At 32.2% G+C, this 25,704-nt stretch carries 23 protein-coding genes; 13 read left to right on the forward strand and 10 right to left on the reverse strand.

The genetic code is table 11. The features are described from left to right. Positions 1-103 precede the first annotated feature (103 nt). The 5 genes from Z053_RS0126535 to Z053_RS0126550 all read left to right on the forward strand — a co-directional run bounded on the left by Z053_RS0126535 (position 104) and on the right by Z053_RS0126550 (position 4,270). A complete protein-coding gene (locus Z053_RS0126535) occupies positions 104-370 on the forward strand; it encodes a hypothetical protein (protein ID WP_025668006.1) in 267 nt (88 codons plus the stop codon). Positions 371-439: 69 nt separating this feature from the next. Continuing rightward, entirely contained in the window at positions 440-601 is a 162-nt protein-coding gene (locus Z053_RS30920; RefSeq protein ID WP_074405919.1) for a Blp family class II bacteriocin, read from the forward strand. Positions 602-694: 93 nt separating this feature from the next. Beyond that, positions 695-880 (forward strand): TIGR04149 family rSAM-modified RiPP, encoded by a 186-nt coding sequence (locus tag Z053_RS30925; RefSeq protein ID WP_074405920.1) that lies wholly within the window; start codon positions 695-697, stop codon positions 878-880. Between the two features lie 9 nt (positions 881-889). Then, entirely contained in the window at positions 890-2,137 is a 1,248-nt protein-coding gene (locus Z053_RS0126545; protein WP_025668008.1) for an HlyD family secretion protein, read from the forward strand. Between the two features lie 3 nt (positions 2,138-2,140). Then, the gene (locus tag Z053_RS0126550) at positions 2,141-4,270 is read left to right on the forward strand and encodes a peptidase domain-containing ABC transporter (RefSeq protein WP_025668010.1); all 2,130 of its coding nucleotides are present in this window, start codon (positions 2,141-2,143) and stop codon (positions 4,268-4,270) included. A gap of 81 nt (positions 4,271-4,351) precedes the next feature. Here Z053_RS0126550 and Z053_RS0126555 read toward each other — a convergent pair whose 3' ends face one another. From Z053_RS0126555 to Z053_RS0126570, 4 genes are all read right to left on the reverse strand, one after another. Beyond that, on the reverse strand, positions 4,352-4,543 hold the full coding sequence (locus Z053_RS0126555; RefSeq protein ID WP_025668011.1) for a hypothetical protein: 192 nt from the start codon (positions 4,541-4,543) through the stop codon (positions 4,352-4,354). A 79-nt stretch (positions 4,544-4,622) separates the two neighbouring features. Further along, positions 4,623-4,814, reverse strand: a complete 192-nt coding sequence (locus Z053_RS0126560) for a hypothetical protein (RefSeq protein WP_025668012.1) — start codon at positions 4,812-4,814, stop codon at positions 4,623-4,625. Between the two features lie 79 nt (positions 4,815-4,893). Further along, the gene (locus Z053_RS0126565) at positions 4,894-5,085 is read right to left on the reverse strand and encodes a hypothetical protein (protein ID WP_025668012.1); all 192 of its coding nucleotides are present in this window, start codon (positions 5,083-5,085) and stop codon (positions 4,894-4,896) included. A 128-nt stretch (positions 5,086-5,213) separates the two neighbouring features. Continuing rightward, positions 5,214-6,947: a helix-turn-helix domain-containing protein gene (locus Z053_RS0126570; RefSeq protein WP_035096997.1), complete on the reverse strand. Its 1,734-nt coding sequence runs from the start codon at positions 6,945-6,947 to the stop codon at positions 5,214-5,216. 117 nt (positions 6,948-7,064) lie between these two features. Between Z053_RS0126570 and Z053_RS0126575 the strand changes: the two genes are divergently transcribed. Continuing rightward, positions 7,065-8,108, forward strand: a complete 1,044-nt coding sequence (locus Z053_RS0126575) for a threonine aldolase family protein (protein WP_025668014.1) — start codon at positions 7,065-7,067, stop codon at positions 8,106-8,108. Positions 8,109-8,140: 32 nt separating this feature from the next. Here Z053_RS0126575 and Z053_RS0126580 read toward each other — a convergent pair whose 3' ends face one another. Both Z053_RS0126580 and Z053_RS0126585 read right to left on the reverse strand, forming a co-directional pair. After that, on the reverse strand, positions 8,141-8,461 hold the full coding sequence (locus Z053_RS0126580; RefSeq protein WP_025668015.1) for a YegP family protein: 321 nt from the start codon (positions 8,459-8,461) through the stop codon (positions 8,141-8,143). Positions 8,462-8,585: 124 nt separating this feature from the next. Further along, positions 8,586-8,909, reverse strand: coding sequence for a YbaB/EbfC family nucleoid-associated protein (locus tag Z053_RS0126585; RefSeq protein WP_025668016.1), 324 nt, complete (start codon positions 8,907-8,909; stop codon positions 8,586-8,588). A 136-nt stretch (positions 8,910-9,045) separates the two neighbouring features. Here Z053_RS0126585 and Z053_RS0126590 point away from each other — a divergent pair, with 136 nt between their 5' ends. From Z053_RS0126590 to Z053_RS0126600, 3 genes are all read left to right on the forward strand, one after another. Beyond that, complete coding sequence (locus Z053_RS0126590) at positions 9,046-11,115, forward strand: S9 family peptidase (protein WP_081748346.1); 2,070 nt, start codon at positions 9,046-9,048, stop codon at positions 11,113-11,115. 86 nt (positions 11,116-11,201) lie between these two features. Next, entirely contained in the window at positions 11,202-12,242 is a 1,041-nt protein-coding gene (locus Z053_RS0126595) for a PLP-dependent cysteine synthase family protein (protein ID WP_025668018.1), read from the forward strand. A gap of 273 nt (positions 12,243-12,515) precedes the next feature. Then, positions 12,516-13,775, forward strand: a complete 1,260-nt coding sequence (locus Z053_RS0126600; protein ID WP_025668020.1) for an aminotransferase class I/II-fold pyridoxal phosphate-dependent enzyme — start codon at positions 12,516-12,518, stop codon at positions 13,773-13,775. 483 nt (positions 13,776-14,258) lie between these two features. Here the strand turns inward: Z053_RS0126600 and Z053_RS0126610 are convergent, their stop codons facing one another. Then, positions 14,259-15,377, reverse strand: coding sequence for a GNAT family N-acetyltransferase (locus tag Z053_RS0126610; protein ID WP_025668022.1), 1,119 nt, complete (start codon positions 15,375-15,377; stop codon positions 14,259-14,261). 138 nt (positions 15,378-15,515) lie between these two features. Then, on the reverse strand, positions 15,516-17,192 hold the full coding sequence (locus tag Z053_RS30570) for a transporter (protein WP_152538404.1): 1,677 nt from the start codon (positions 17,190-17,192) through the stop codon (positions 15,516-15,518). A gap of 100 nt (positions 17,193-17,292) precedes the next feature. On the opposite strand from Z053_RS30570, the gene Z053_RS0126620 reads away from it, so the two are divergent. Genes Z053_RS0126620 through Z053_RS0126630 form a run of 3 tightly spaced genes read left to right on the forward strand, consistent with a single transcriptional unit; the run spans position 17,293 to position 21,337 of the window. Continuing rightward, entirely contained in the window at positions 17,293-17,562 is a 270-nt protein-coding gene (locus tag Z053_RS0126620) for a DUF4834 family protein (RefSeq protein WP_025668024.1), read from the forward strand. A 32-nt stretch (positions 17,563-17,594) separates the two neighbouring features. Further along, a complete protein-coding gene (locus tag Z053_RS0126625) occupies positions 17,595-20,036 on the forward strand; it encodes a YfhO family protein (RefSeq protein WP_051476156.1) in 2,442 nt (813 codons plus the stop codon). 5 nt (positions 20,037-20,041) lie between these two features. Continuing rightward, positions 20,042-21,337, forward strand: a complete 1,296-nt coding sequence (locus Z053_RS0126630; protein WP_025668026.1) for a glycosyltransferase family 4 protein — start codon at positions 20,042-20,044, stop codon at positions 21,335-21,337. A 48-nt stretch (positions 21,338-21,385) separates the two neighbouring features. Here the strand turns inward: Z053_RS0126630 and Z053_RS29435 are convergent, their stop codons facing one another. Then, positions 21,386-22,000 (reverse strand): response regulator, encoded by a 615-nt coding sequence (locus Z053_RS29435; protein WP_035096999.1) that lies wholly within the window; start codon positions 21,998-22,000, stop codon positions 21,386-21,388. A 28-nt stretch (positions 22,001-22,028) separates the two neighbouring features. Next, positions 22,029-24,929, reverse strand: coding sequence for a sensor histidine kinase (locus Z053_RS0126640; RefSeq protein ID WP_035097001.1), 2,901 nt, complete (start codon positions 24,927-24,929; stop codon positions 22,029-22,031). A 505-nt stretch (positions 24,930-25,434) separates the two neighbouring features. On the opposite strand from Z053_RS0126640, the gene Z053_RS0126645 reads away from it, so the two are divergent. Continuing rightward, positions 25,435-25,704, forward strand: a 270-nt coding sequence (locus tag Z053_RS0126645; RefSeq protein WP_025668028.1) for a hypothetical protein, incomplete at its 3' end; no start/stop codon positions are given.

The raw sequence follows: 25,704 nt of genomic DNA on the forward strand, positions 1-25,704 counted from the left end.
TACCCAATATAACCTGTTGCATAGAACCTATTTGTTCTACTAAGTTTGATGGTATTGAAGCGCTTAGATAGAAATTTATGTTTAATAATTTAAAACTATAAAAATGAGAGATTTAAAATTTGAAGAAATTCAGGAAATCGGAGGAGGCCCTGCTGAAGGTGCTGCCGTAGGTTGTGTAGCTGGAGCCGTGGCTGGACAAGTTGGTGGTCAAACAGCAGGAGGATACATCGGTGGTGCAATAGGTTCATTGTTTGGACCTGTAGGAACATTAGTAGGGACTTATATAGGAATGAATATAGGCCGTACTTATGGTCAAACAATAGGCTGTGCTGCTGGTGGATATGTTGGTGATCAAGTACAAGGAGATTAATATAGTATCTGAATATTCTGATATATTTTTTAATAACACTAAATAAATTTAGTAATAAAAATCATAAATATGAGAGATTTAAAATTTGAAGAAGTACAAGAAGTTAATGGTGGTGATGCAGCAAGTGGTGCAGCTACAGGTGCAGGCATCGGTAATGCAATAGGAGGACCAATAGGAGCTATAGTAGGTGCTATTATTGGTGCAGTTGTAGGTAGTATGTCTGAAGACTAATACTTTAATATCATACAGGCCTATATAATTGGGCCTGTATGTAATCTTTTATTGAAACGATAAAAAAAATAATACTATAAAATTAATGATATCATGAAAAACAATAAAATTAAAAAACTGAACCTTAATAAGTGTACCATATCAAACCTTGAAATGAATACCATAAAAGGAGGAGTGGTAGATTCTTGTACTCCGACCTGTCATATTAGTTTCCCGACAAATCCAACAAGGCAATCTAATAATTTTGAATGTGAAAATTTCACACAAAGAATTCACTAAATAAAGCTTATGAGTTCCCCACTATTTCGTAAAGAAGCCATAAAAAATAACACCCAACGTTTATTGGGAGATGTTTTATTAATACGACCCATATCATTTTGGATATTTACAGGTATACTGGTTTTTGTAGTTACGATGGTGGGGCTTTTTTTAGCATTCGGAACCTTTGCCCGTCGTGAGATGGTAACAGGATATTTGGTACCCGACAAAGGTTTAGTGCGAGTGTATGCTCCATTTAATGGAGTTATCGATAAAAAACATAGTACAGATGGTCAAAAAATTAGTAAAGGCCAAAACCTACTCGAAGTTACTACAGAACGAGGTACAAAAGATAGTATTAGTATCAATCAACAATTAATTACCCGACTAGAACAACAAAAAATAAACCTAGAACAACGAATTATTGATGAAACTCAAGTGCTAGATAGCGAAGGTAGCCGATTATCTACCATTCTTATAAATCATAAGAATGAATATTACCAGATCAATCAGCAATTACAAAACCAGAAAGAACAAGTACAACTGGCAAAAAACCAATGGAATACCTATAAGCAACTAAGAGTAAAAGGGCTAGTTTCTGAAGATGACCTTAGTAGTAAAAGAAGTATATATTTTAGTGCTAAGGCATCTTTTAATGCTACCAAAAGATTACAAATCAATAAGAAAACAGAAATAGCCAATATACGAAAGCAGCAGGAGCAATCTCCTTTACGCAAAAGTACCCGATTAAAAGAATTGCAAAATCAGCTGGCACAAAAAGAAGAACGTCTTATAGAATTAAAAAATAGCCATTCTTATATGATTAAAGCTCCTGTAAATGGTCGTATTACTTCAACCCAGGTTAATATTGGGCAAAATGTATCTTCTGCTGTACCGATACTAACCATCATACCAGAAAATACAACACTGTATGCCGAATTGTTTTTGCCTTCGAGAGCTATTGGTTTTGTAAAAAAGAACCAGCAGGTATTATTACGATATGATGCTTTTCCGTATCAACGATATGGATTGTACCAAGGTAAAATTGAGCAAATAGCAGAAGCGGTTATTAGCCCAAACGAGGTTACTATACCCATTCCTATGCAAGAACCTGTATATCGCATAAAAGTTGCTCTAGATGTACAAACTATTAATGCATATGGTAAAAAAATGCCATTGCAATCAGGAATGTCTGTAGCAGCAGATATTATTTTAGAAGAGCGCAGTCTGGGACAATGGTTGTTAGAACCTATATATAGTCTAAAAGGAAAATTATAGTATATGCAAAATCCAATTCATTTACTTCATTACGGCTTGGGGAAAAGAGTCCCTGTCATCATACAAACAGAGGTAGCAGAGTGTGGGCTAGCTTCTATAGCTATGGTCGCTAATTATTATGGACATAAGTTGGACCTCAATGCTTTACGACGTAAATACTCTATATCTGCAAAAGGAGCAACGCTACAAGGGCTTATAAAATTAGCAGATAACCTTCAGTTTAGCTCCAGACCGCTACGCCTTGAATTAGAGGAGCTTTCGCAATTAAAAACTCCATGTATTTTACATTGGAATTTAAATCATTTTGTTGTACTCACTTCAGTAAAAGGAAATAAAGTCACTATCCACGATCCGGCCGTTGGAAAAAGGATAATGAAACTGTCAGAAGTTTCGAAGCATTTTACAGGAGTAGCATTAGAATTGACACCTACACCTGATTTTAAGCCAGAAAAAATTTCAAAAAGAGCAAAATTATCTGATTTCTGGAGTAGAATTACAGGTTTAAAGAGGGTATTGACACAAATTCTGGTATTGTCATTGTTACTACAGGTATTTGCGATAGCAACTCCATTTTATATGCAGTTAGTAGTAGATGATGTTATTATTAGCCGCGACTTGGATTTATTGTTGATACTAGCATTAGGTTTTGGTCTTATGAAGCTGGTTAATTTGGCAGTAACTGCGTTACGCGGAGTCGTTATTTTGTATATGGGAACACAGCTCAATATCCAAATGGCAGCAAATCTGTTACGGCATTTGTTAAAACTGCCAATGGATTACTTTGAAAAAAGACATATTGGTGATATCATCTCCCGATTCGGATCTCTGGAAGATGTAAAGCAATTATTAACTACCGGTCTTATTGAAACCGTTGTAGACGGTATAATGGCTATCGGGCTTCTGGTTATGATGTTTATATACAGCATAACACTTGCATTTATTGTTCTGGCTGCTGTAGCATTATATATAATAGTGCGATTAGCATTGTATCGCCCGTATAGGCAATTGAAAGAAGAAGCTATCGTAGCAGATGCCAAACAGAATTCTAATTTTATGGAAACCGTTAGAGGTATCCAAAGTGTTAAGCTATTTGGTAATGAAAGTCAACGACAAACCGTGTGGCATAATTATTATGCCGATGCTATGAATACTGGTATACGAATTGGCAAATTAGATATCGGTTATAACTTTATTAATGGATTTTTATTTGGACTCGAAAATATAATTGTGATTTATCTGGCTGCCTCATTAGTGATGGATAGCTTGATGACTATTGGAATGCTATATGCTTTTATGTCTTATAAAAGTCAGTTTACAGAAAAAGCTTCTGCTTTGGTTAATAAATTTATACAATTTAAAATGCTTTCCCTTCACATGGAACGTCTGGGAGATATCATCCTTACAGAGCAAGAAGAAGATATCGATGGTAAAAGGCAGTTGCCACAGGTAAAAGGAGAACTGGATCTGGAGAATATTAGTTTTAGATATTCTGATAATGAACCGTATTTATTTAAGAATCTTAATTTTAAAATAGAGGAGGGGAGCTCTATAGCAGTAGTGGGAGCATCGGGATGCGGAAAAACAACATTAATGAAAGTAATGTTGGGGTTACTAAAACCAGAAACCGGGACTATTCTTGTTGATGGATATGATATCCGAAAAGTGGGGCTACGAACGTATAGAAATTTAATAGGTACGGTAATGCAAAATGATCAACTATTATCGGGTAGTATTGCAGATAATATTTGCTTTTTTGATCCTGATTTTGATCAGGAGTGGATAGAACAATGTGCGCAGATGGCGGCTATACACCAAGATATTATGGCAATGCCAATGGGATATCATACTTTAATTGGAGATATGGGAAGTAGCTTGTCTGGTGGGCAAAAACAAAGATTGCTACTTGCAAGAGCTCTATACAAAAAACCTAAAATATTGTTCCTCGATGAGGCTACCTCACATCTTGATGTAGGGTTAGAGTCTGTAGTGAATACTACAGTAAAGAAATTAAACATTACAAGAATAATTATTGCTCATAGACCCGATACCATTGCAATGGCAGATCGAGTAGTTGCATTACAAAACGGCCAATTACTAGAAGTAAAAATACCAGATGTTGCTGTAGCGGTTTGATGACATTGTTGTAAAAAAGAATACCATATCTAATTAGATATGGTATTATATGAAATTGTAGAGGGTGGTTTTTAAAATTGTTTATTTTCTATCCACATAAATAGTGTCACAATCATTATTACGCTTACAAGATTGGGAGGCACAGCCAGCCTCATTTTGAGGTGTACTACCTCCTCCTGGAAATCCTCCATAAATTTTACTTAATCCATTAAGTTTAGAAATTTCAAGTTTTTTTAAAGTAAGTTTTTTTGTGTTGAGTGATTTTTTTTTCATGACGTAATATGTTTTGTTGTTTTGTGAGTTGATCACGAATGTATGTAAAAACCATGGTTAAAAATGGTTTTGAAACTATTTATCTTATAATCAAATGAATAGAAGAATCGCAATCTGCTCCATTTCCACAAGAGTCAGAGACACATCGAGCAACTCCATTTTGCGGTGTACTGCCTCCGCCTCCTCCATGAATTTTACTTAAATCATTAAATTTAGAAATTTCAAATTTTTTTAAAGTAAGTTTTTTTGTGTTGAGTGATTTTTTTTTCATGACGTAATATGTTTTGTTGTTTTGTGAGTTGATCACGAATGTATGTAAAAACCATGGTTAAAAATGGTTTTGAAACTATTTATCTTATAATCAAATGAATAGAAGAATCGCAATCTGCTCCATTTCCACAAGAGTCAGAGACACATCGAGCAACTCCATTTTGCGGTGTACTGCCTCCGCCTCCTCCATGAATTTTACTTAAATCATTAAATTTAGAAATTTCAAATTTTTTTAAAGTAAGTTTTTTTGTGTTGAGTGATTTTTTTTTCATGACGTAATATGTTTTGTTGTTTTGTGAGTTGATCACGAATGTATGTAAAAACCGTTGTTTTTAAATGGAAAAATTATTTACATTACACGGAATTCTGGAATTTCGTGTTTTTAAGAAGCGTTAATAACTTAAATAAATGGAGCTTCTTTATCATTTTTTACCTTTCTTAATTCTTTAATAAAATAAGAAGGTTTTATCTTTACCTGTTTGTAAAAGGCGTTAGAAAAAGTCTCAGCACTGTTATATCCAAACTCGCTAGCGATAGCTTTTATAGTAAACTTTTGTAGCATTACATTCTCCTGTAGTTCTTTTACAGCATAGGTGATTCGTAACTCATTTAGATAACTGGTAAAACTCTTATTTTTATAATGATTAATCACTCGTGACAAGTATTTAACATTGGTTTCTATATCATCTGCTAGAGATTGAGAACTTACTCCAACATTCAAAAAATCATGGTTTTTTTCAAACTCATCAAGCTTACTCAGTATATAAGTTACATGTTTTTCAGGTACTTTTAAATCCAAGCTTTTCGTAGATTTAATCTCTTGGTTTGAATGAGGTGTATGTGTATTTGATTTAGAATCGATAATCAGCTGTTCGAACCTAATTTTATACAATCGTCTTTTTCGATACTGATAGTAGATCAACCCACCAGAAATTAATAAAAGTATTCCCGAAATCAATAATCCCGAAATATAAGTATCATTATTTTTATTTAGTTTTTTTATGATTACCTGTTGTTCCTCAATTAGCAAAGGAATGTCATAGTCTTCTTTTACTTTTCTACTAATAAAAATCTGATCATTTAGATAATTATCTAATACAGTATTTAACTTATCTAAATATTTATTTTGGTTGATTAGATCATTTATTTCTTTATAATAATTTTTTAAATACTCATAGGTTTTAACATGTTTGTATTGTGGGATAGAATTTAAAGTTGCTAATATAGAATCTGTTTTTTTAAAAAGCGGTATTGCTTTTTCTTTATTCCCAAGGTCATAGTACGATTTCCCTAAATAAAAATTACTATCAATTATATTAGAGATATCGTTATATTCTATCATTGTAGGTATAGCTTTATTTATACTGTCAATAGAGGTTGTGTACTTTTTTTGGGTATATTGGTTGATCCCTTCACATAAAATAAAATAGGCCTTCATTTTGTTTTGCTCGACATCACTACCATTTACAGCTTTGTTATATCCCAGGTTATTATAATATGATGCAGAATCGTATTTTTTTAGACCTATATACGTTTCTGCAATTACATGTAGTGTAAATAAATATCTATAGATATACTTGTCGTTATCTTTATAAAATTTTTCACACTCTTTAAAAATAGCCAAAGCTTCCTCTTTTTCATTTAAATGCTCACTTTTAATAATGCCAATGTGATGTTTTATTCTGTATAAAAGACGAATATTGTTATTCAATTTTGCATACTTACGAGCCAGGTTAAGATTATTTAATGTCTTTTCAATATTTCTTTGTTGATGTAGAAAAAATTGTGCTTTCCTGTGGTAAGCAAAAGCAGGATAGTTTTTATTTTGTTTATTTTTAGTAATAGCTATGATACTATCTAAATAGGGTTGTTTATTTTCCTCACTTTTATCCAGGCAATAAAGTCGAAAGGCTTGTGCTATTTTTAGAGTATCTAAATTTTTCTTTGCTTTTTCTATATAAACCTTCAAAATCTTTTTTGCCTTTACAGAATCTACATTACGATTTTCTAAAAAAAGATTTTGTAATTCTTTATAACTTTTTTGCGGTAGTGAATCTGTATAGTGTTGCGCCTTTAATGAGGTTGGGGTAAAAAGAAATTGCAGTAAAAAACAATATATAAAAAACCTATACATAATATTTTTTTGAAGGAACATTTATTTTAGAGCAATATGCTAGTGCTATTCACAAAAATAGCATTATTTTTATTGGTCGAGTAGATTGCAATATAAATCATATAGTATAATAAAAAAATGAAAATAGATCTTAGAAGTGATACCATTACCAAACCTACTCCAGAAATGCTTGCTGCGATGATGAATGCTGAGGTAGGGGACGATGTGTATAAAGAAGACCCTACCGTAAATGCTTTAGAGGAAAAGGTAGCACAAATGTTTGGTAAAGATACTGCATTGTTTTTCCCTTCGGGGAGTATGGCAAACCAGGCTGCTATTAAATTGCATACACAACCAGGCGAGCAATTGATAGCCGATAAATTTGCTCATGTATATAATTATGAAGGAGGAGGAGTTTCTTTTAATAGTGGCGTATCATGTAAATTACTAGATGGTCATAGAGGGATGGTTACAGCAGAGCAGGTAGAAGCAGCAATTAATCCACCAGATTTTTATCATAGCCCGTTAACAAGCTTGGTGTGTATAGAGAATACGACCAATAAAGGAGGCGGAGCATGTTATGATTTTGAAGAAATTAAAAAAATAAAACAGGTATGTGATCAGCATGATCTTGGGTATCATTTGGATGGAGCACGATTATGGAATGCCCTTGTGGCTAAGAATGAAAGTGCTATCCAATACGGAGAAGTTTTTGATTCTATCTCTGTCTGTTTAAGTAAAGGCCTGGGAGCACCAATAGGGTCTGTTTTAGTCGGTAATACCGATATTATGGAACATGCAATTCGTATCAGAAAAATATTAGGAGGAGGAATGCGCCAGTTAGGGTATTTGGCAGCTGCCGGATTATATGCTATAGAACATCATATCGATCGATTAGCAGAAGATCACAAAAGAGCCAAAGAAATTGGTGAAGTACTAAAAAAACTACCTTTTGTAACGCAGGTAGAACCTGTAGATACCAATATAGTTATATTTGTTATAGATGGAAATGAAGAAGAATTTATTGCAGAAATGGCATCAAAAAACGTTCATTTTTATGGAATGGGGCAAGGTAAATTAAGACTTGTAACGCATTTGGAGTATACCCAGGAAAAACATGAATACTTTTTAGAACTACTAACTTTGGTTACTTTGAATAAAAATAAAGCTGTTCATTTATAAATGAACAGCTTTATTTATAAACACTTAAAAAATTAAATTTCTTTAGTATCGGCACCCGGTGCATTTTCTTTAACAGAATTGATGCCATTTTCCATTCCAGATTCAGAAGCATACATCTGACTGCTACCTATTACCTGGCCATTACCTGCTTTTAGGTTAAAATAGAATTTACCATTTTTTGCTGTCTTACGCTCATATCTTCCATCTTCAGATGCATTTTTCTTAACCGATGCAATTCCGTTTTCTGCAGCAGATTTACTATTGTAAACCTCACTACTTAAGATAACTTGTCCGTTTTTAGCTTTTAAGGTAAAATGATAGCTAGACCCTTCCTTATTTTTGAGTTCAAACATATTGTCAGATTTTAGTTAATTTTTTAGCTTTTGTTAAAATTATAGAATTAAAAGGAGAAAGAAAAATATAAAAATAGCTAACTGCACTTTTTTAAAGCCCAATACCCTTTAATTGATGACAGGGCTATTTAAATAAATCCATCCCGGGGATATTTGGCATACCTTCTTTAGCAACTGCAGCCAATTCTGTTTCATTAACCTGTGTTGCTTTTGCGATAGCTTTATTTAAAGTTAAAATTAAATAATCCTCTAGCTGTTCCTTGTCTTCTAATAGTTGATCGGATATAGCGATTTTTTTAACTTCTCGATTAGCGGTGAGTGTAATTTTAAGTAAACCATCAGAACTTTCTTCATCTACCAAAACGGTATTTAATCTTTCTTTAGTTTCCTCTACTTTTTGCTGGGTTTCCTTTAATTTACCCATCATCCCCATCATATCTCCAAACATGTGTATGTGTTTTTAAAATTTATAAATACAAAATTAGTACTTTGGCTGTTAATAAACTAACAAGATTATTATGAAAACTTCATTCATTATATTCTTATTATCTCTTATTTTCGCAACTTCTTGTAAATAAAATACCATGACGACATTGGATTCTAAAGTTCAACCTCCTATAGCAGCTAAAAAACCAACAAATCTAGAAAAACATGATGATGTGCGTGTTGATAACTATTTTTGGTTAAATGATCGTGAAAATAAGGAGGTAATTGATTATTTAGAGCAAGAGAATGCCTATAATGATAAGATGACTGCTCATACAAAGAAGTTTCAGGAAAACCTTTTTGAAGAAATGAAAAGTCGTATTAAAGAGGATGATTCTTCAGTTCCGTATAAATTAAATGGATATTGGTATTTAACTCGTTTCGAAAAAGGAAAAGATTATCCTATATATTCCAGAAAAAAAGAAAGCCTTGATGCAGAAGAAGAAATTCTTTTTGATTGTAACAAAGAAGCTGAAGGATATAGTTATTATAGATTATCTGGACTTAGTATTAGTCCTGATAATAAGTTAGCTGCATTTGGTGTAGATACCGTAAGTAGACGTAAATATACCATACGAATAAAAAACCTTGTAACAGGTGAGATATATCCAGAGACTATAGAAACTACAACTGGTGGCAGTACCTGGGCTACAGATAGTAAAACTTTATTTTATACAAAAAAAAATAATGAAACATTACGGTCTAATAAGATTTACAGGCATATTCTGGGAACTCCAGTATCCGATGATGTAGAGATTTTTAATGAAACAGATGAGACCTTTTCTACATTTGTATATAAAACCAAATCTAAAAAATACCTTGTAATAGGGTCAAGTAGTACGCTAACTTCAGAATATAGAATTTTAAGAGCTGATGATCCTACAGGAGAATTTAAAGTTTTTCAGCCAAGAATAAGAGGAATAGAATATGGGATAGCACATTATGATGATCATTTCTATGTGTTAACCAATGCAGACGAAGCTACTAATTTTAAGCTAATGAAGGTATCTGAGGATAATACTGCCAAAGAGAACTGGAAAGATGTCATACCACACCGAAAAGATGTTTTACTAGAAGATGTAGAGATTTTTAAAGAGTATTTAGTTATTAGCGAGCGTAATAATGGTTTAAATAAGATTAATATCAAAAGATGGGACGGTACTGTTGATTATTACCTTCCTTTTGATAATGAAACCTATACCGCTTATGTAAGTACAAACCCTGATTTTGATACCAAAAGCCTAAGATACTCTTATAATTCTCTTACCACTCCCAATTCGGTAATTGATTTTGATATGGAATCTAAGGAGAAAAAAGTAAAAAAGGAACAAGAAGTCCTTGGTGGTAAATTTGATAAAAGTAATTATGTTTCAGAAAGAGTATGGGCAACAGCCGAGGATGGAACTAAGATTCCTATCTCTTTAATATATAAAAAAGGATTACAAAAAGATAGAAGTAACCCATTATTACAATATGGTTATGGTTCATATGGATCAACTATAGATCCTTATTTTTCTACGGCGAGATTAAGTTTGCTGGATAGAGGATTTATTTACGCCATTGCTCACATAAGAGGAAGCGAATATCTGGGACGATCCTGGTATGAAGATGGAAAACTTCTTAAAAAGAAAAATACATTTACAGATTTTATTGATTGTTCAAAGTCTTTAATAGCACAAGGGTATACTTCTACCAATCATTTATATGCTATGGGAGGTTCTGCAGGAGGATTATTGATGGGAGCAATAGTTAATATGGCGCCAGAATTATATAACGGTGTCGTAGCATCGGTACCTTTTGTAGATGTTGTAAGTACAATGCTTGATGACAGTATTCCTTTAACGACAGGAGAATACGATGAATGGGGTAATCCTAATGAAAAAGAATATTATACATATATGAAGTCATATTCTCCTTATGATAATGTTGTAGCTCAGGAATACCCTAATATGTTAGTAAATACAGGTTTACATGACTCTCAGGTTCAATATTGGGAACCAGCAAAATGGGTAGCAAAATTAAGAGAGTTAAAGACAGATAAGAATTTATTAATATTACATACAAATATGGAAGCCGGACATGGAGGAGCCTCAGGAAGATTTGAAGCACTTAAAGAAGTGGCAGAAGAATATGCCTTTTTATTAGATTTAGAAGGTATCCAAGAGTAATTAAAAAAAATAATGTAACTTCGTACCGTTTTTGTAACAGTTAGTGGACCCCCATTTTATTCCACGAATCTGTAAAACACAATTATATGAGAGAAGATATTAGGGCTTATAATAATGTTTTAGAGCTTATTGGCGATACACCGCTTATAAAACTAAACAGAATTATGAAAGACTTTCCGGGAAATTACTACGCAAAAGTAGAATCTTTTAACCCGGGACACTCCACCAAAGATAGAATTGCACTTTATATTATAGAAGAAGCAGAAAGAAAAGGTATTCTTAAACCTGGTGACACCATTATTGAAACAACAAGTGGTAATACAGGTTTTAGTTTAGCAATGGTTAGCGTGATCAAAGGCTACGATTGTATTCTTGCTGTTAGTTCTAAATCCTCTAAGGATAAGATAGCAATGCTTAAGAATATGGGAGCAAAGGTGTACGTATGCCCTGCCCATGTAAGTGCAGATGATCCAAGATCTTATTATCAGGTGGCAAAAAGACTTCATGAAGAAATAAAAGGATCTGTATATATAAATCAATACTTTAACGAATTAAATATTGATGCCCATTATAATTCTACAGGACCAGAAATTTGGAAGCAAACTAGTGGTAAGCTTACACATTTTATAGCATGTTGCGGAACTGGAGGAACTATTTCTGGTACTGCAAGGTTTTTGAAAGAAAAAAATAGTAATGTACGTGTATTGGGAATCGATGCCTACGGATCGGTTATAAAGAAATATCACGAAACCAGAGAATTTGATGAGGAAGAAATATATCCTTATAGAATTGAAGGTCTGGGTAAAAATCTAATCCCTACTGCAACAGATTTTGATGTTATTGATAAATTTGAAAAGGTTAGTGATGAGGATAGTGCACATACTGCTAGAGAATTAGTGAAAAAAGAAGGCCTGTTTTTGGGATACACAAGTGGAGCAGCTATACAAGGTGTAAAACAACTTGCAGAGCAAGGTGAATTTGATGAAAATAGTAATGTTATTATTATTCTTCCCGATCATGGATCACGATATATGAGTAAAGTATTTAGTGATGATTGGATGACAGAACAAGGATTTTTTGATAGCAAAAATGAAATTGACGCAACAAAAGTGCAATTCATTAAATAAAAAAATATAACATAAAATGATAAGCATCTCGATATTTTCGGGATGCTTTTTTTTTTAATATTACTTTCATAATATGGTTCCTATTTCTTCAATTGTTGATATCAATTTTATTTATTAAATTACAAGAAATCATTAAAATATTTATGGTTCATTGTGTAGTAGATTTTGTAAAGTGTTAAAATAGCACTTTATAAAAGTGAAATTGAATATAATTATGTCATCAAATCAATTTTCCGTATTTTCGCACACTTATAAGAAACAATTTTTTGATAAATGAGAGATTTATTTGATAAGATTTATAAAGACAAAGGGCCATTAGGAAAGTGGGCGGATCAGGCAGAAGGATATTTTGTTTTTCCTAAACTAGAAGGACCTATATCAAATAGAATGAGGTTTCAAGGGAGAGAAGTAATTACCTGGAGTATCAATGACTATTTGGGATTAGCAAATAAAGAAGAAGTTCGTAAGGTAGATGCAGAGGCGGCAGCAGCTTATGGGTCTGCATATCCAATGGGAGCTAGGATGATGAGCGGGCATACAGATCTTCATGAACAATTACAAGATGAATTAGCAGAGTTTGTCGATAAAGAAGCAGCATATTTATTAAATTTTGGATACCAGGGAATGGTTTCTACAATTGATGCGCTGGTAAGTAAAGATGATATCATAGTATACGATGTAGATGCACATGCTTGTATTATTGATGGAGTACGATTACATCAAGGACAGCGATATACGTATCGACATAATGATATAGAAAGTATTGATAAAAACTTGATGAGAGCTACCAAAATGGCACAAAAGACTGGAGGAGGGATTTTACTGATTTCTGAAGGCGTTTTTGGAATGCGAGGAGAGCAAGGAAGACTAAAAGAAATTGTAGCTTTAAAAGAAAAGTATAACTTTAGATTGTTTGTTGATGATGCACACGGATTTGGTACATTAGGAGCAACAGGAGCAGGAACAGGTGAGGAGCAAGGTATTCAGGATCAAATCGATGTGTATTTTGCTACGTTTGCCAAATCTATGGCGAGTACAGGAGCATTTATTGCTGCCGATCAAGAGATTATAGATTATTTAAAATATAATTTACGTTCTCAAATGTTTGCAAAATCATTGCAAATGCAATTAGTAATAGGAGCTCTTAAGCGTTTGGATATGCTTAGAACAATGCCCGAACTAAAAGCTAAACTATGGCAGAATGTAAATAATTTGCAGAATGGACTTAGAGAAAGAGGTTTTGACTTAGGAACTACTCAGAGTTGCGTAACGCCAGTATATTTAAAAGGAAGTATTCCTGAAGCTATGGCTCTGGTAAAAGATCTTAGAGAAAATTATGGGATTTTCTGTTCTATTGTAGTATATCCAGTTATACCAAAAGGGCTAATATTATTAAGGTTAATTCCTACAGCTTCTCATACCTTAGAGGATATAGAAGAAACACTTAATGCATTTTCTGCTATACGAGAACGATTAGAAAACGGAACTTATAAACGTATGTCTGCCGCTGTTGCTGCAGCAATGGGTGAATAAATTGCTTAAATAATAATATATAAAAAATCCGCTAAGAATAATTAGCGGATTTTTTTATGGTCATTTTATCTATTTGCAATAATGTCTGTCAAATACACACTTTCCATTTTCACAACGACATTTTCCATCAAGCCTTTCAGCACAATTAAGGAGTAGACAGATATCCGGACCTCGATACCCTCCTATAATGGTTGTCTGTTCTTGTTTTTTTAACTTTTTAACTCCATTTACATTTAAAATGTTTTTTAACATGATTTATAGTTTTAAGAATTTGAAAACTCTGATTTTTTTAAAGACACTCAGACTTTATGTCAAAGTTTTATATCTACTCATTACAAGTAAAAATGTTGGTCTTATTAAAAATAGATAAAATCTAAGAAGATAGTGTTAGCTATTCATTATTTAACTAAGTATTAATAATCTTATGTATAAAATTAAGGCTATAATTCTTAGTACATCGATATGTAAATAAAGTAATAGAGGCTAAATACTTTTTCTAAACGTTCGTCTCATTTTATGTTGCTCATGCTCATAACCATTCCAAAGGGCTTGGATTGCTTTATTCTCTTCAAGTTCGGGATTAGTTTCGACAACTTCGATCCCATTACGAAGAAAAGCTTCATTCATTTCTTTAAAGATAAGTGCAGTTACTCCTTTATTTTGGTATTCTGGATCAACTCCTATAAGGTAAAAAGCCGCTGTATCATTTCTGCGCTGTGCTTTTAGGATATGTAAAAATCTTAGGGGATATACTTTACCATTCATTTTTTTCAAAGCCTTAGAAAATGAAGGCATTACGATCGAAAATGCAATAAGCTTCCCTGTTTTATCAGCAATACAGGTAATATATTCGGGATTTAGATAGGGTAAGTATTTTTTCTTATACATATCTATCTGGTACTGCTGTATAGGAACAAAAGTTTGTAAGCTACTATAGGTTTTGTTTAGCAGATCAAACATGTCATCTGCATACTGAAGTATTTCTTTACTTTTATTAAATTTAAGAAGCTTAAGCTGATAACGTTCTTTAATTACCTGAGCAAATTTTATTACCTTTTCTTTTGTCTTTTTCGGAACTCTTATTTTGTATTCTACCCATGTAGCAGCTGGTTCAAAATTAAGCTGCTCCATATGTTTAGAATAGTAAGGGTAATTATACCAGGTAATCATGGTGTTTAACTCTTCGAATCCTTTAATTAGAATTCCTGCTTTATCCATATTCGAAAAACCTACGGGGCCTTCCATATATTCTAAACCATGTTGAGTACCATATTCTGAAACTTTTTCTAATAATGCTTTAGTTACTTCAATGTCATCAATAACATCAAACCATCCAAAACGCACTTTTGGTTTTTTTTGTTCGTTTACTTCAATCCAATTTATAATTGCAGCGATTCTTCCTACTATGGTATCGCCTTTGTAAGCCAAGAAATATTTTGCATCAGAGTTTCTAAAAACAGGATTCTTCTTTGGATTCATCACATCTACTTCTTCTTTAATAATAGAAGGCACATAGTATGGGGAATCTTTATATAATTCAAAAGGAAATTTAACAAACGTTGTTAAATCTCCTTTTGAAGTAATTTCTTTAATCGTAATCATATATCATCTCTAATTCATCACAAATATATAATCCTTTTATTAAATATTATGGTTGCATACAGATCATTTTAGTAATAATTGCATTAGATTCTTTATTTAGGTGCTTTAAAGAGTTTTATTCCTGCTTTTTATCACTAATTACTGATCTATTTTTTCTAATTCTTTATCAAGGTCCGAATCATCGGTTTTATTATCCTTTTCTTCTTTGCTTTTGCGCTTTTGTTCTTCTTTTTTCCTTTTCTTCTCTTCTTTTTGACGCCTTTTTTCCTCTTTTCTTCTTCTTTTTTCTTCTGCTTTCTTAGTTTTTTCTTGTTCCTTTTGATACTTTTCATATTCAGCATCTACATCTTCCTCTTCCTTTTGTTCTTCTTTCTTCTCTTCCTTTTTCTCTTCCTTTTCTTGATTACCAGAATCTAACTCTTTTTCCATTTTTTCGAGCTCCTGAAGCTCTTTATCTATATCTTGTAATTCTTGATCCACACCTTGTTCTTTCTCCATTTTATCCAATTCGGCATCAATATCATTGATCATTTTTTGCTTTTCTTTCTCGGCTTGGATTTCAGCTTTTTCAGCTTTTCTGGCTTCTTTTGCTTCACGTTTTAGACGTCTAGCTTCTTCTTTTCTGAATTTTTTATCTTCTTTTTTAGCTATTTTCTCGTTTTCAATACGCTCACGCTCTAATCGTTCTTCAGTTCGTCTTTGATCAAGGTCGCTTTCGATTGCTTCTCTAAAACCATCATCTTCAAAATCATTAACAAAAGGAGTTTTTCTTAATTTAAGGCTATCGTTTTCTATTTCTTCACCTTCTTCAAGTTCATCAAGCCCATCTTGTTCATTTTCTTCGTTCTCTCCCTCATCCTCATTTTCTTCTTTCTCTCCTTCTTTAATGCCGCCTTCTAATCCTGGTTGCTCGATGATCTCATCTTTGGTATGCCAATCAAATCGATAAGATGCTCCAAAACTAAAAGTAAAAATAGAAGGGGTATCTTTAAAATTGAAAGCAATATTTGCATCCAGCTGTAAATCTTTATTGTATAAATAGGCTCCTCCGAGTCTAAGAATATTATCACTATAAAAATCACTTTTTTGCCCTTGGTATTCTCCAAAAGCAGCCCATTTTTCATTTATTGTATGAGTAGAAGTAATAATCCAACCGATAATCGGGTCATCTGTTGTTACTTTATCGACAATCAAATTAGTTACTAATACCCAGTTCCCATTCATACTCGTAGTCCAGTTATTCTGGGTCATTAATACAATCTTTGGGCTAAAGGTATCATCATTTGGTGCGGTAAAAGGGTTGTCTTTTGATACAAAATTAGCTCCTACATAAGCAGAAACTGCAGGGATTAAGCTTTTCCACTTAAATCTATAACGCTCTTTCCAGCTTTTTAATTCATCATAATTAGTAGAATCTTTTTTTGGCTTTTTATATGGATCATAAATCAAATATTTTGCACCAATCGTATTTACTTCAAAGTTACTTCTCTTTATTTTTTCTTCATTACCTCCAATAGTTTGTTTTACTCCATCTGCTCTAAATGTACCATTTAGTCTAAGTTCTAATTGTTCGATTAATAAACCGTATCGCACAGAATAATCGAACTTAAAAACATTTGTCTTTGTATTAAGGAGTTTATGTTTTTCTTTTCCAAAACCAAAACCACCTTCTAATTGTAAAACATTATTACCAACCGAGAAAGCACCCTGTGATGTACCAGGTCTATTGGTATTGATCTTCTCGGTATATTGTGCAGAAACCGTTAGGGTACATAGAAATGTGATAATTAATAACAGAATAGACTTAGGGTACATACTCAATAGATTTGGTTCAAATATAGCAGATTTTATCATTTTTTTAGGACTGTCTACATGTAATTGTATACAGAGTTCATTATTTTTGAAAAAAAATGTTATGCAGGAAGCATCACTACAAGGGGTATTAAAGATAATTCTCATTATAATCTTAGTATATTATGGACTAAAGATAATAACGCGGTTATTTGGTCCTCTATTGCTTAGATATGTTACAAAGAAAGCTGGAGAGAAATTTAAACAGCAATTTGATCAATATCAACAACCCCGGCAGTCTACAGAAGGAGAGGTAACTATTGAAAAAAAATCGAAACAAAATTATTCTAATAAAGATGTAGGAGAATATATCGATTATGAGGAAATTGATTAATTTGGCTCTTTATTAGTAAACTCACACACATCATGTCTTTAATTAAAAGATTTTTACCTCATATTCTTGTCGTTTTAGGTTTTGTAATAGTTTCATTAGCTTATTTTAACCCAGTATTAAGTGGGAAAATGCTCTATCAAAATGATATAAAGCATTATGAGAGTATGGCTAAACAACAAAACGATTATCGCACTAATACCGGTAAAGAGACGTACTGGAATAATTCTGCTTATGGAGGAATGCCTACATATCAGCTAGGAGCAAAATTTCCGCATGATTATATGGATAAATTGGATCGTTTGATTCGTTTTTTGCCTAGACCAGCAGATTATCTTTTTCTTTACTTGCTTAGCTTTTATATTTTGATGCTTGTAATGCGTATCCCATGGAGAATTGCTATTTTGGGAGCGTTAGCTTTTGGGTTTTCTGCATATTTAATTATCATAATAGGAGTGGGGCATAATTCTAAAGCACATGCTATTGCTTACTTTCCGTTAGTTCTTTCAGGAATTATAATGGTTTTTCAGAAAAGATATGTTTGGGGATTTTTATTGACAGCACTGGCCATGGGCTTAGAAATACAAGCCAATCATTATCAGATGACATATTACCTGGGGTTACTTACTCTAGTCATGGGGGTAGCTTATTTTGTCGACGCTATACGAAAAAAAGAAGTTCCACATTTTTTAAAATCTGTAGGTACATTAGTACTTGCCGTATTATTAGGATTGGCGACAAATGCAACAACTTTATTATCTACATCAGAATATGTTGATACCAGTATTAGAGGTAAAAACTTATTGGCAGAAACTACAGCGACTTCTTCAGAAAAGAACGGATTGGATTATGAATATATTACAGAATACAGTTATGGTAAATTAGAATCACTAAACCTTTTTGTTCCTAAATTAATGGGATTAGGTAGAGCATCTGATTTGGGTACAGATTCTGCCTTTTATCAAAAATTGATTGAATTAGGACAGCCAAGAGAACAAGCTAATTATTATGCTAAAGTTACAGGCCTATATTGGGGAGAACAACCTTTTGTAGAAGCTCCTCCATATTTAGGAATAACAGTAGTGTTTTTAGCTCTTTTAGGGTTGTTGTTGGTAAAAGGAAGACTTCGCTGGTGGCTACTGGCAGGAATGATACTATCTCTCGCTTTAAGTTGGGGTAAGAATTTAGAATTTCTAACACGATTTTTTATTGATTATGTACCTTTTTATAATAAGTTTAGAGCAGTATCAAGTATTCAGGTTATTTTAGAGTTATTAATACCTATTGCTGCTGTTTTTGGGCTGCATCGATTCTTTAATGACAAAATATCTATTGAAGAAAGGCAAAAGAAATTTTTAATTTCATTAGGAGTTTTTGGAGGGTTGTGTCTGCTTTTTTGGCTGTTTGGAGGAAGTTTATTTAGTTTCAAGTCATCTTCAGAAGTTCGATTAGGGATTGAACAACCTGCTATTTTTGATGCTATCAAAGAAGATCGAATTGCAATCATGAAAAGTGATAGTTTGCGTTCACTTCTGTTTATAATTCTAATGGGAGGTGTCCTTTGGCTTAGTTTAAAGAAAAAGTTTTCAGAAAATATTACCCTTATCGCATTGGGAGCACTAATTCTAATAGATTTGGTTAGCGTAGATAGACGTAGTGTTGATAATGAGGGTTTTATCTCTAAGCGTGAATACAGAAATTATTTTGAACCAACAGCGGTGGATAAAGAAATTCTAAAAGACGAATCCTATTTTAGAGTATTAGATCAGGCTAGAGGTTTTAATAATTCACACACGAATTACTTCTTTAATTCTATTAATGGGTATACTGCAGTACGCCCCAGAAAAATGGAAGACCTTTATTTTGGCCATATTGCCAAAGGTAATCTGGAAGTAATTAATATGCTTAACGTAAAATATGTAATTCAACAAAATAAAGAAGGACAACTAGACGTTCAGCAAAACCCTTCAATTAATGGAGCAGCCTGGTTTGTTGAAGAGCTAAAGTTTGTAGACAATTATAAAAGGGAATTTGAATCATTAAATACTATAGATACCAAAAAGACGGCGGTTATTAGAAAAGATTATCAAAACGAATTAGGAGATTTTAAACCTAATAAAGATAGTATTTCTACAGTATCAATTTCTAAAACCCAACCTAATCATCTGGCATATAATGTCTATGCTGCTAATCCAGGTTTTATTGTCTTTTCTGAAACATACTATAAAGATGGCTGGAACGCATATATTGATGGCGAAACTACACCTATATACCCGGTAGATTATATGTTAAGGGGCCTAAAAGTACCAGCAGGAAAGCATTCGATAGAATTTAAATTCGAACCTCAGGTTGTAAAAACAGGAAGTACCATTACGCTTACGAGCTCTATTCTTTTTGTTTTACTGGTGCTTGGCGGATTGTATTTTCAATATAAGAAAACAGGGAGTTTGCTATCTTTAACAAAAGAAGATAAGTAAGGTATATCGTGAAGATCCTGATCATTACATATTATTGGCCACCTGCAGGAGGTCCTGGAGTACAGCGGTGGCTTAAGTTTGTTAAGTACTTTAGAGATTTTGATATAGAACCAATAGTATATGTGCCCGAAAATCCTACATACCCTCTAGAAGATACTTCTTTATTATCTGAAATTCCTGAAGGAATAGAAGTACTAAAACAACCTATTTTTGAACCATATCGTTTTGCGCAGGTTTTTTCTAAAAATGAGACCAAAACAATAAGTAAAGGTATTATTGCTGGTGCAGCAAAGCAGTCTTTTGTACAGCGACTGTTATTGTATATACGGGGTAATTTTTTTATTCCCGATGCCCGCAAGTTCTGGGTAAAACCGTCGGTTACCTACCTACAGAAATACCTTTCAGAAAATAAAATTAATACCATAATTACTACGGGTCCACCTCATAGCATGCACCTGATAGGGCAGGAGTTGAAACAACGAACAGGAGTAAAGTGGATTGCCGATTTTAGAGATCCCTGGACTACCATTGGATATCATGATAAGCTGAAACTTACAAAGAGATCTATGCAAAAGCATACATCTATGGAGAAGGCAGTATTAAACACTGCCGATCATGTTGTTGTTACCAGTTTTACAACAAAAAAAGAGTTTAAAGAGATTACAGATACTCCAATTTCTGTAATCACTAATGGCTATGACAAAGAATCGATCCCCGAAACAGTTTTGGATACTACGTTTACTATTTCACACATAGGATCGTTATTATCTGGTAGAAATCCAAAGAATCTTTGGAAAGCCTTATATGATTTGATTGAGGAAAATAAAGCATTTTCATCGGTATTTCGATTACAATTGGTAGGAGCTGTTAGTGATGATGTATTGTCTTCAATTCGGGAAGCCGGATTATCAGATTTTTTGGAACTGAAAGGTTATGTACCACACACGGAAGCTATCCAAATTCAAAGAAGTTCGCAAGTTTTACTATTGATTGAAATCGATAGTAAAGATACCCGATGCATTATACCCGGTAAATTGTTTGAATATATGGTATCTACAAGACCTATTATTGCTGTTGGTCCTAAAGGAGCAGATGTATCAAGATTAATTTCGGAAACAAATTCGGGTACTTTTTTTGAGTATCAAGAATATGAAAAGATAAAAGCCCAAATACTCGAATATTTTGTTCAGTTTCAAAAAGGAACATTAGCATCTCATGTTATAGGAGTAGGAAGGTATAGTAGGAAGGAGTTAACCAGAGTAATGGCAAATACGATAAAAGGAATAATTGATGGCGAATAGATTTGGTCTTCACTTTTATGATTATAAGAATTGATAGTTCTGTATTAACTAATTGTTGTACTTCTTTATAATTTCTTCTTTACTGTTTACTTGTAGTTTTTCATAGATATTCCTGGTATGAGTTTTTATGGTATTAATAGAAACATTAAGCTCTTTGCCAATAGAAGCATAGCTTTTTCCTTTGGCAAGTAGTTGTAAAACACTATTTTCTCTATCAGACAGATCTTTCTCTTTGGGTGAAACAAAAGATTCTACCACTTTTCTGGCTATTAAAGCACTCATCGGTGCTCCTCCACGATATGCTTCATTTAAAGCATTAATCAATTCATCGGGTTCAGTATTTTTAGTTAAATATCCAATAGCTCCTGCACATAAAGCATCAAAAATATATTTTGTGTCATTATGTACTGTAATAATTATTGAAAGAAGGTCTGATTTGATATTTTTCATTTTTTTTAACCCTTCAATCCCATTTATCCCGGGGAGCTGTATATCAATAAGAGCTATATCAGGATTATCGTTTTTTAGATTTAAAATAGCTTCTTCACAATTACTATAAGCACCGATTGTGTAAAAGTTCTTGGTCTCATTGATAATCTCTTTATAAGAGTCGAGTAAAACTCTATTATCTTCAATAATTAGTATTTTTATTTTCGAATTCATTATTGATTTTTAGGGTATTAGTACAAAACTATGGATTTAACTTTCCTACAAAGGATATTTTGAGTCCATTTTCATTTTTAATGTCTAATACTGAATTAATTTTTTTAGCTCTTTCAGTCATATTGACTAATCCGTTTTTTCGTTTCAGGGATTCAATAGTGCACCCAATTCCATTATCATGCAATGATATTATCAATATGTTATCCTGAATATTTAGATGAAGTACAGCTTCTGTGGCTTTGCTATGTTTTATACAATTAGTCATCGCTTCTTTAAAAATAAAAATAAGCTGTTTACTCCAATAGTAAGGGAGCGAAATCTGCCTGGATATATCCAGGTTTTCTACATAAAAAGTGATGTCAGAATTAGAAAACAGATCTTCTCCAAAGTCTTTTAGATAACAAAAAACATGATCTAACTCATTGCTATTTTGATCTAAGGACCAGATAAAATCTCTCATTCCAGAGTATAAAGAATTAGAATCTCTATTGATTTTTTTTATCTGTTTAAATTCTTTGGTATTCTCTTTCATTTTTTTACTCATTAGATTAGAGAGTACCGATATACTAGCAATTTTATTTCCTAATTCATCATGAAAATCCTGAGCAATATTTTTATGAACGTTAGCCAATTCTTTTTTCAAAAGTTCTCTTTCGTGTAATGTAGCTTTTAGGAAAGAATTCTTTGCTTTACTTTGTTCTAATTTTAAGCTGATAATAACGAGAAGTAAGATCGAAGTTATAATTACAAGAAAAGTAATAAACCAGGGACGTTCGTACCAGGGATGATAAATGGAAAAAGATTGCGGTGAATTTATTTTCCAATCACTTAGTCCGTCTTTATATTTAAATTGAATTTTGTGATTACCATGATTTAAGTGTTGCAACAATAATGTATCTGTATTTAAATGTCTCCAAGAGTCATTATTTATTTTATACTGTATTTTTGTACTATTGGGATTTAAATAATTTATTGGGTTAACAATAAAGTTTACTCCTTTTTTTTTAATGATAATATCTGTGTTAGATTTGACTTTAAAAGGATAAAGGTTTTTTTTAATAAACATCCCTTTATTACCTGATATATATATGTAATCATCTAACTCCATAATTGCGGTTACAAAAGAAGATTTTTGCCCCGAATCCTTATCTAGAGTGTATACAATATCATTTTTATAAATGTTTACACCTCTTTGAGTTGCGATCCATAATATGTTATGTTGATCGAAATAGATATCATTAATATGATTACTTAGGAGTCCTTGTTGCTCACTAAATTTATTTTGTATCTCATTTCCTTCTACGATAAATAAACCTCTGTTTGAAGCAATCCACATTTTGTGATTATGAAATAATACTTTAGTTACTTTTTGTAAAGGGAAACCTGTTGTTTTATCCCAGGTTTCAATTAGCGTTCCTGTATAGGCATCATAAATTCTTATACCTGGTTGATTATCCCGAATAATGTAAAGTTTACCTTTATGTAAATAAACCTCTTTTAGCAAATCTCTTTTAAAGGTAATACTGTATATTTTCTCACCATTTTTATAGGCATTTAGCTCCCCTCCATGGTTAACATTTTTATTGGAAATGAGGGTGTTACCATCTTCAGTTCGTAATTCAAATTGTTTAGTAGTGACAATATTAACTGGTGTTCCCCGAATTTTATATTTTTTACCCGCATAACCTCCAAATATGTTAATGTTATGGTTGTTTTTATTTGCCTGAATTTTTTCACGATGTTCAGTAATATTAATAGAGCTTAAAATTTGTTTATCCTTGATTTTATATAATCGATTTGTAGATAAAACATATAAGGCGCTATCAAGTTTTTCAATATCCTTTAGATCATGGTTTATAAATGTGTTACTTCCTAAAAAAAATGGCGGATCCTTAGGAAGCATGTAGACTCCTTCTCCGTATGTTGTAATCCAAAGATTACCATTTTTATCTATTAAATTATCTGAAACCATACTTTTGATACCTATCTCTTTTGATACATCAATAAGTTTTTCAGACTCTAAATTATATTTCAGGGTGACTCTACTTGCATCTGTTATACTTTTACCTATGCAATATAAAATAGAGTCTTTTACTTGTATGTCAATAATAGTTCTTTGCATATTGGTTGGAAGTACGATACTATCGATCATTCTATCGTTTTTGTACTTATAAATAGTATTTAGTCCACCCAAAAAAAACATGCTGTCTGCTTTAGTAATGGTATAGATTTTTTTACTTTTTACTTCATGAAAAATAGAATTAACTTTCAAAGTTTTGGTGTCTAGTGTATATACACCTTTAACATTATTAGTAAAGTGATCTACTTGGAAGCTTGAATGTATAAAAAGAGTATCGTTTATAATACTTTCTTTAGACAGTATTGAGGTGTTTGTAGAGTCGTTTTTCGGGAAAACTGTATCTAAGTAAAGTTGTTGTTTTTCCTTATTTTTATTTTTTAGATAGTAATTTTTAGTTTCATTTTTATCAAAATCATAAATCGAAAAATTATATCTATTTACGTTTGCGTATAACAAATTATTAGATAATAAATGTATCTTATCAATCTTTGTTAATTTTTTTTGGCCAACAGAAGTGTGATAAATACTATCATTTTTTAATTGATAAACTCCTGCTCCCCATGTGGCTATATAAAAGGATTGATTAGCACTGTTTTCAATTATATCTATAACAAACGAAGAGTCTAATCCTTCTTTATAGTTATACGATTTAAAGTGATTTCCATCAAACTTTACTAAACCGTTATCTGTACCCATCCATATAAACCCTTCTTGATCTTGAATGATTTGATACGTAATATCATGAGGTAAGCCATTATCTGTTGTAAAATGTTTGAAAAACTGAGATTGTGCATTAAGAATCACACCATTTAGGACAAGAGTATAGCATATTATAAAAAATCTCGACATAGATATGATTATGTTTTTACAAAATTAGTAATCTAAAATAGATAGTATTATTGATTGTCGATATATTTTATTAGCATTAAACACCTGATTAGTACAATAAACCTACACTTTAAAATTTACTATTTAATAGTTTAAATATAGATTTCAAAAGTGTCAAAATAAATTTATAAAAAAATCACCCTAAACGGGTGAAAATTAAAATTGAGTAATGAGATATTTTTGGCGTATAATTTAAATCCAAATATATCATGAAAAAAAACTACAATGTAAACTATTTCTTCGCAAATACTAATCAAGATTTTGATTGCCCAAATTAAAGTATTTGACATATTAACTTAATTAATTTAGAGAATACACCTATTCTTCTAGACCTATTTACTTGAGATTGTTCTTAAAATAAAGGCATAGTGTTTTCTGCAGTTTGCCATGAAAACTTAACACTTTATTCGTACGCTCAAGATAAATAGTAGCATCTCAAAAAATTACACCAAAATAAAATCTAATTATGAAAATATATTTAACAAAAGGAATTATACTACTTATGGTATTGGTAACATTCTCATGTAGCAATGATGATGAACAACCACAAGCACCCCTTATAGTCAATAAAGCACCAGAGATCAATGCTCAAACCTTTACTACAGCAGAAGATATTGCAGATGATACAGTTATTGGTAAAGTAGCAGCCACAGATCCAGAAAACAAAGCACTTACATTTACACTAACTAAAAATAGTGATGCTCTTTTTGAGTTAACCGATACAGGAGAATTAAGT

This window comes from Aquimarina megaterium XH134 (assembly GCF_000520975.1).
Lineage (GTDB): Bacteria > Bacteroidota > Bacteroidia > Flavobacteriales > Flavobacteriaceae > Aquimarina > Aquimarina megaterium.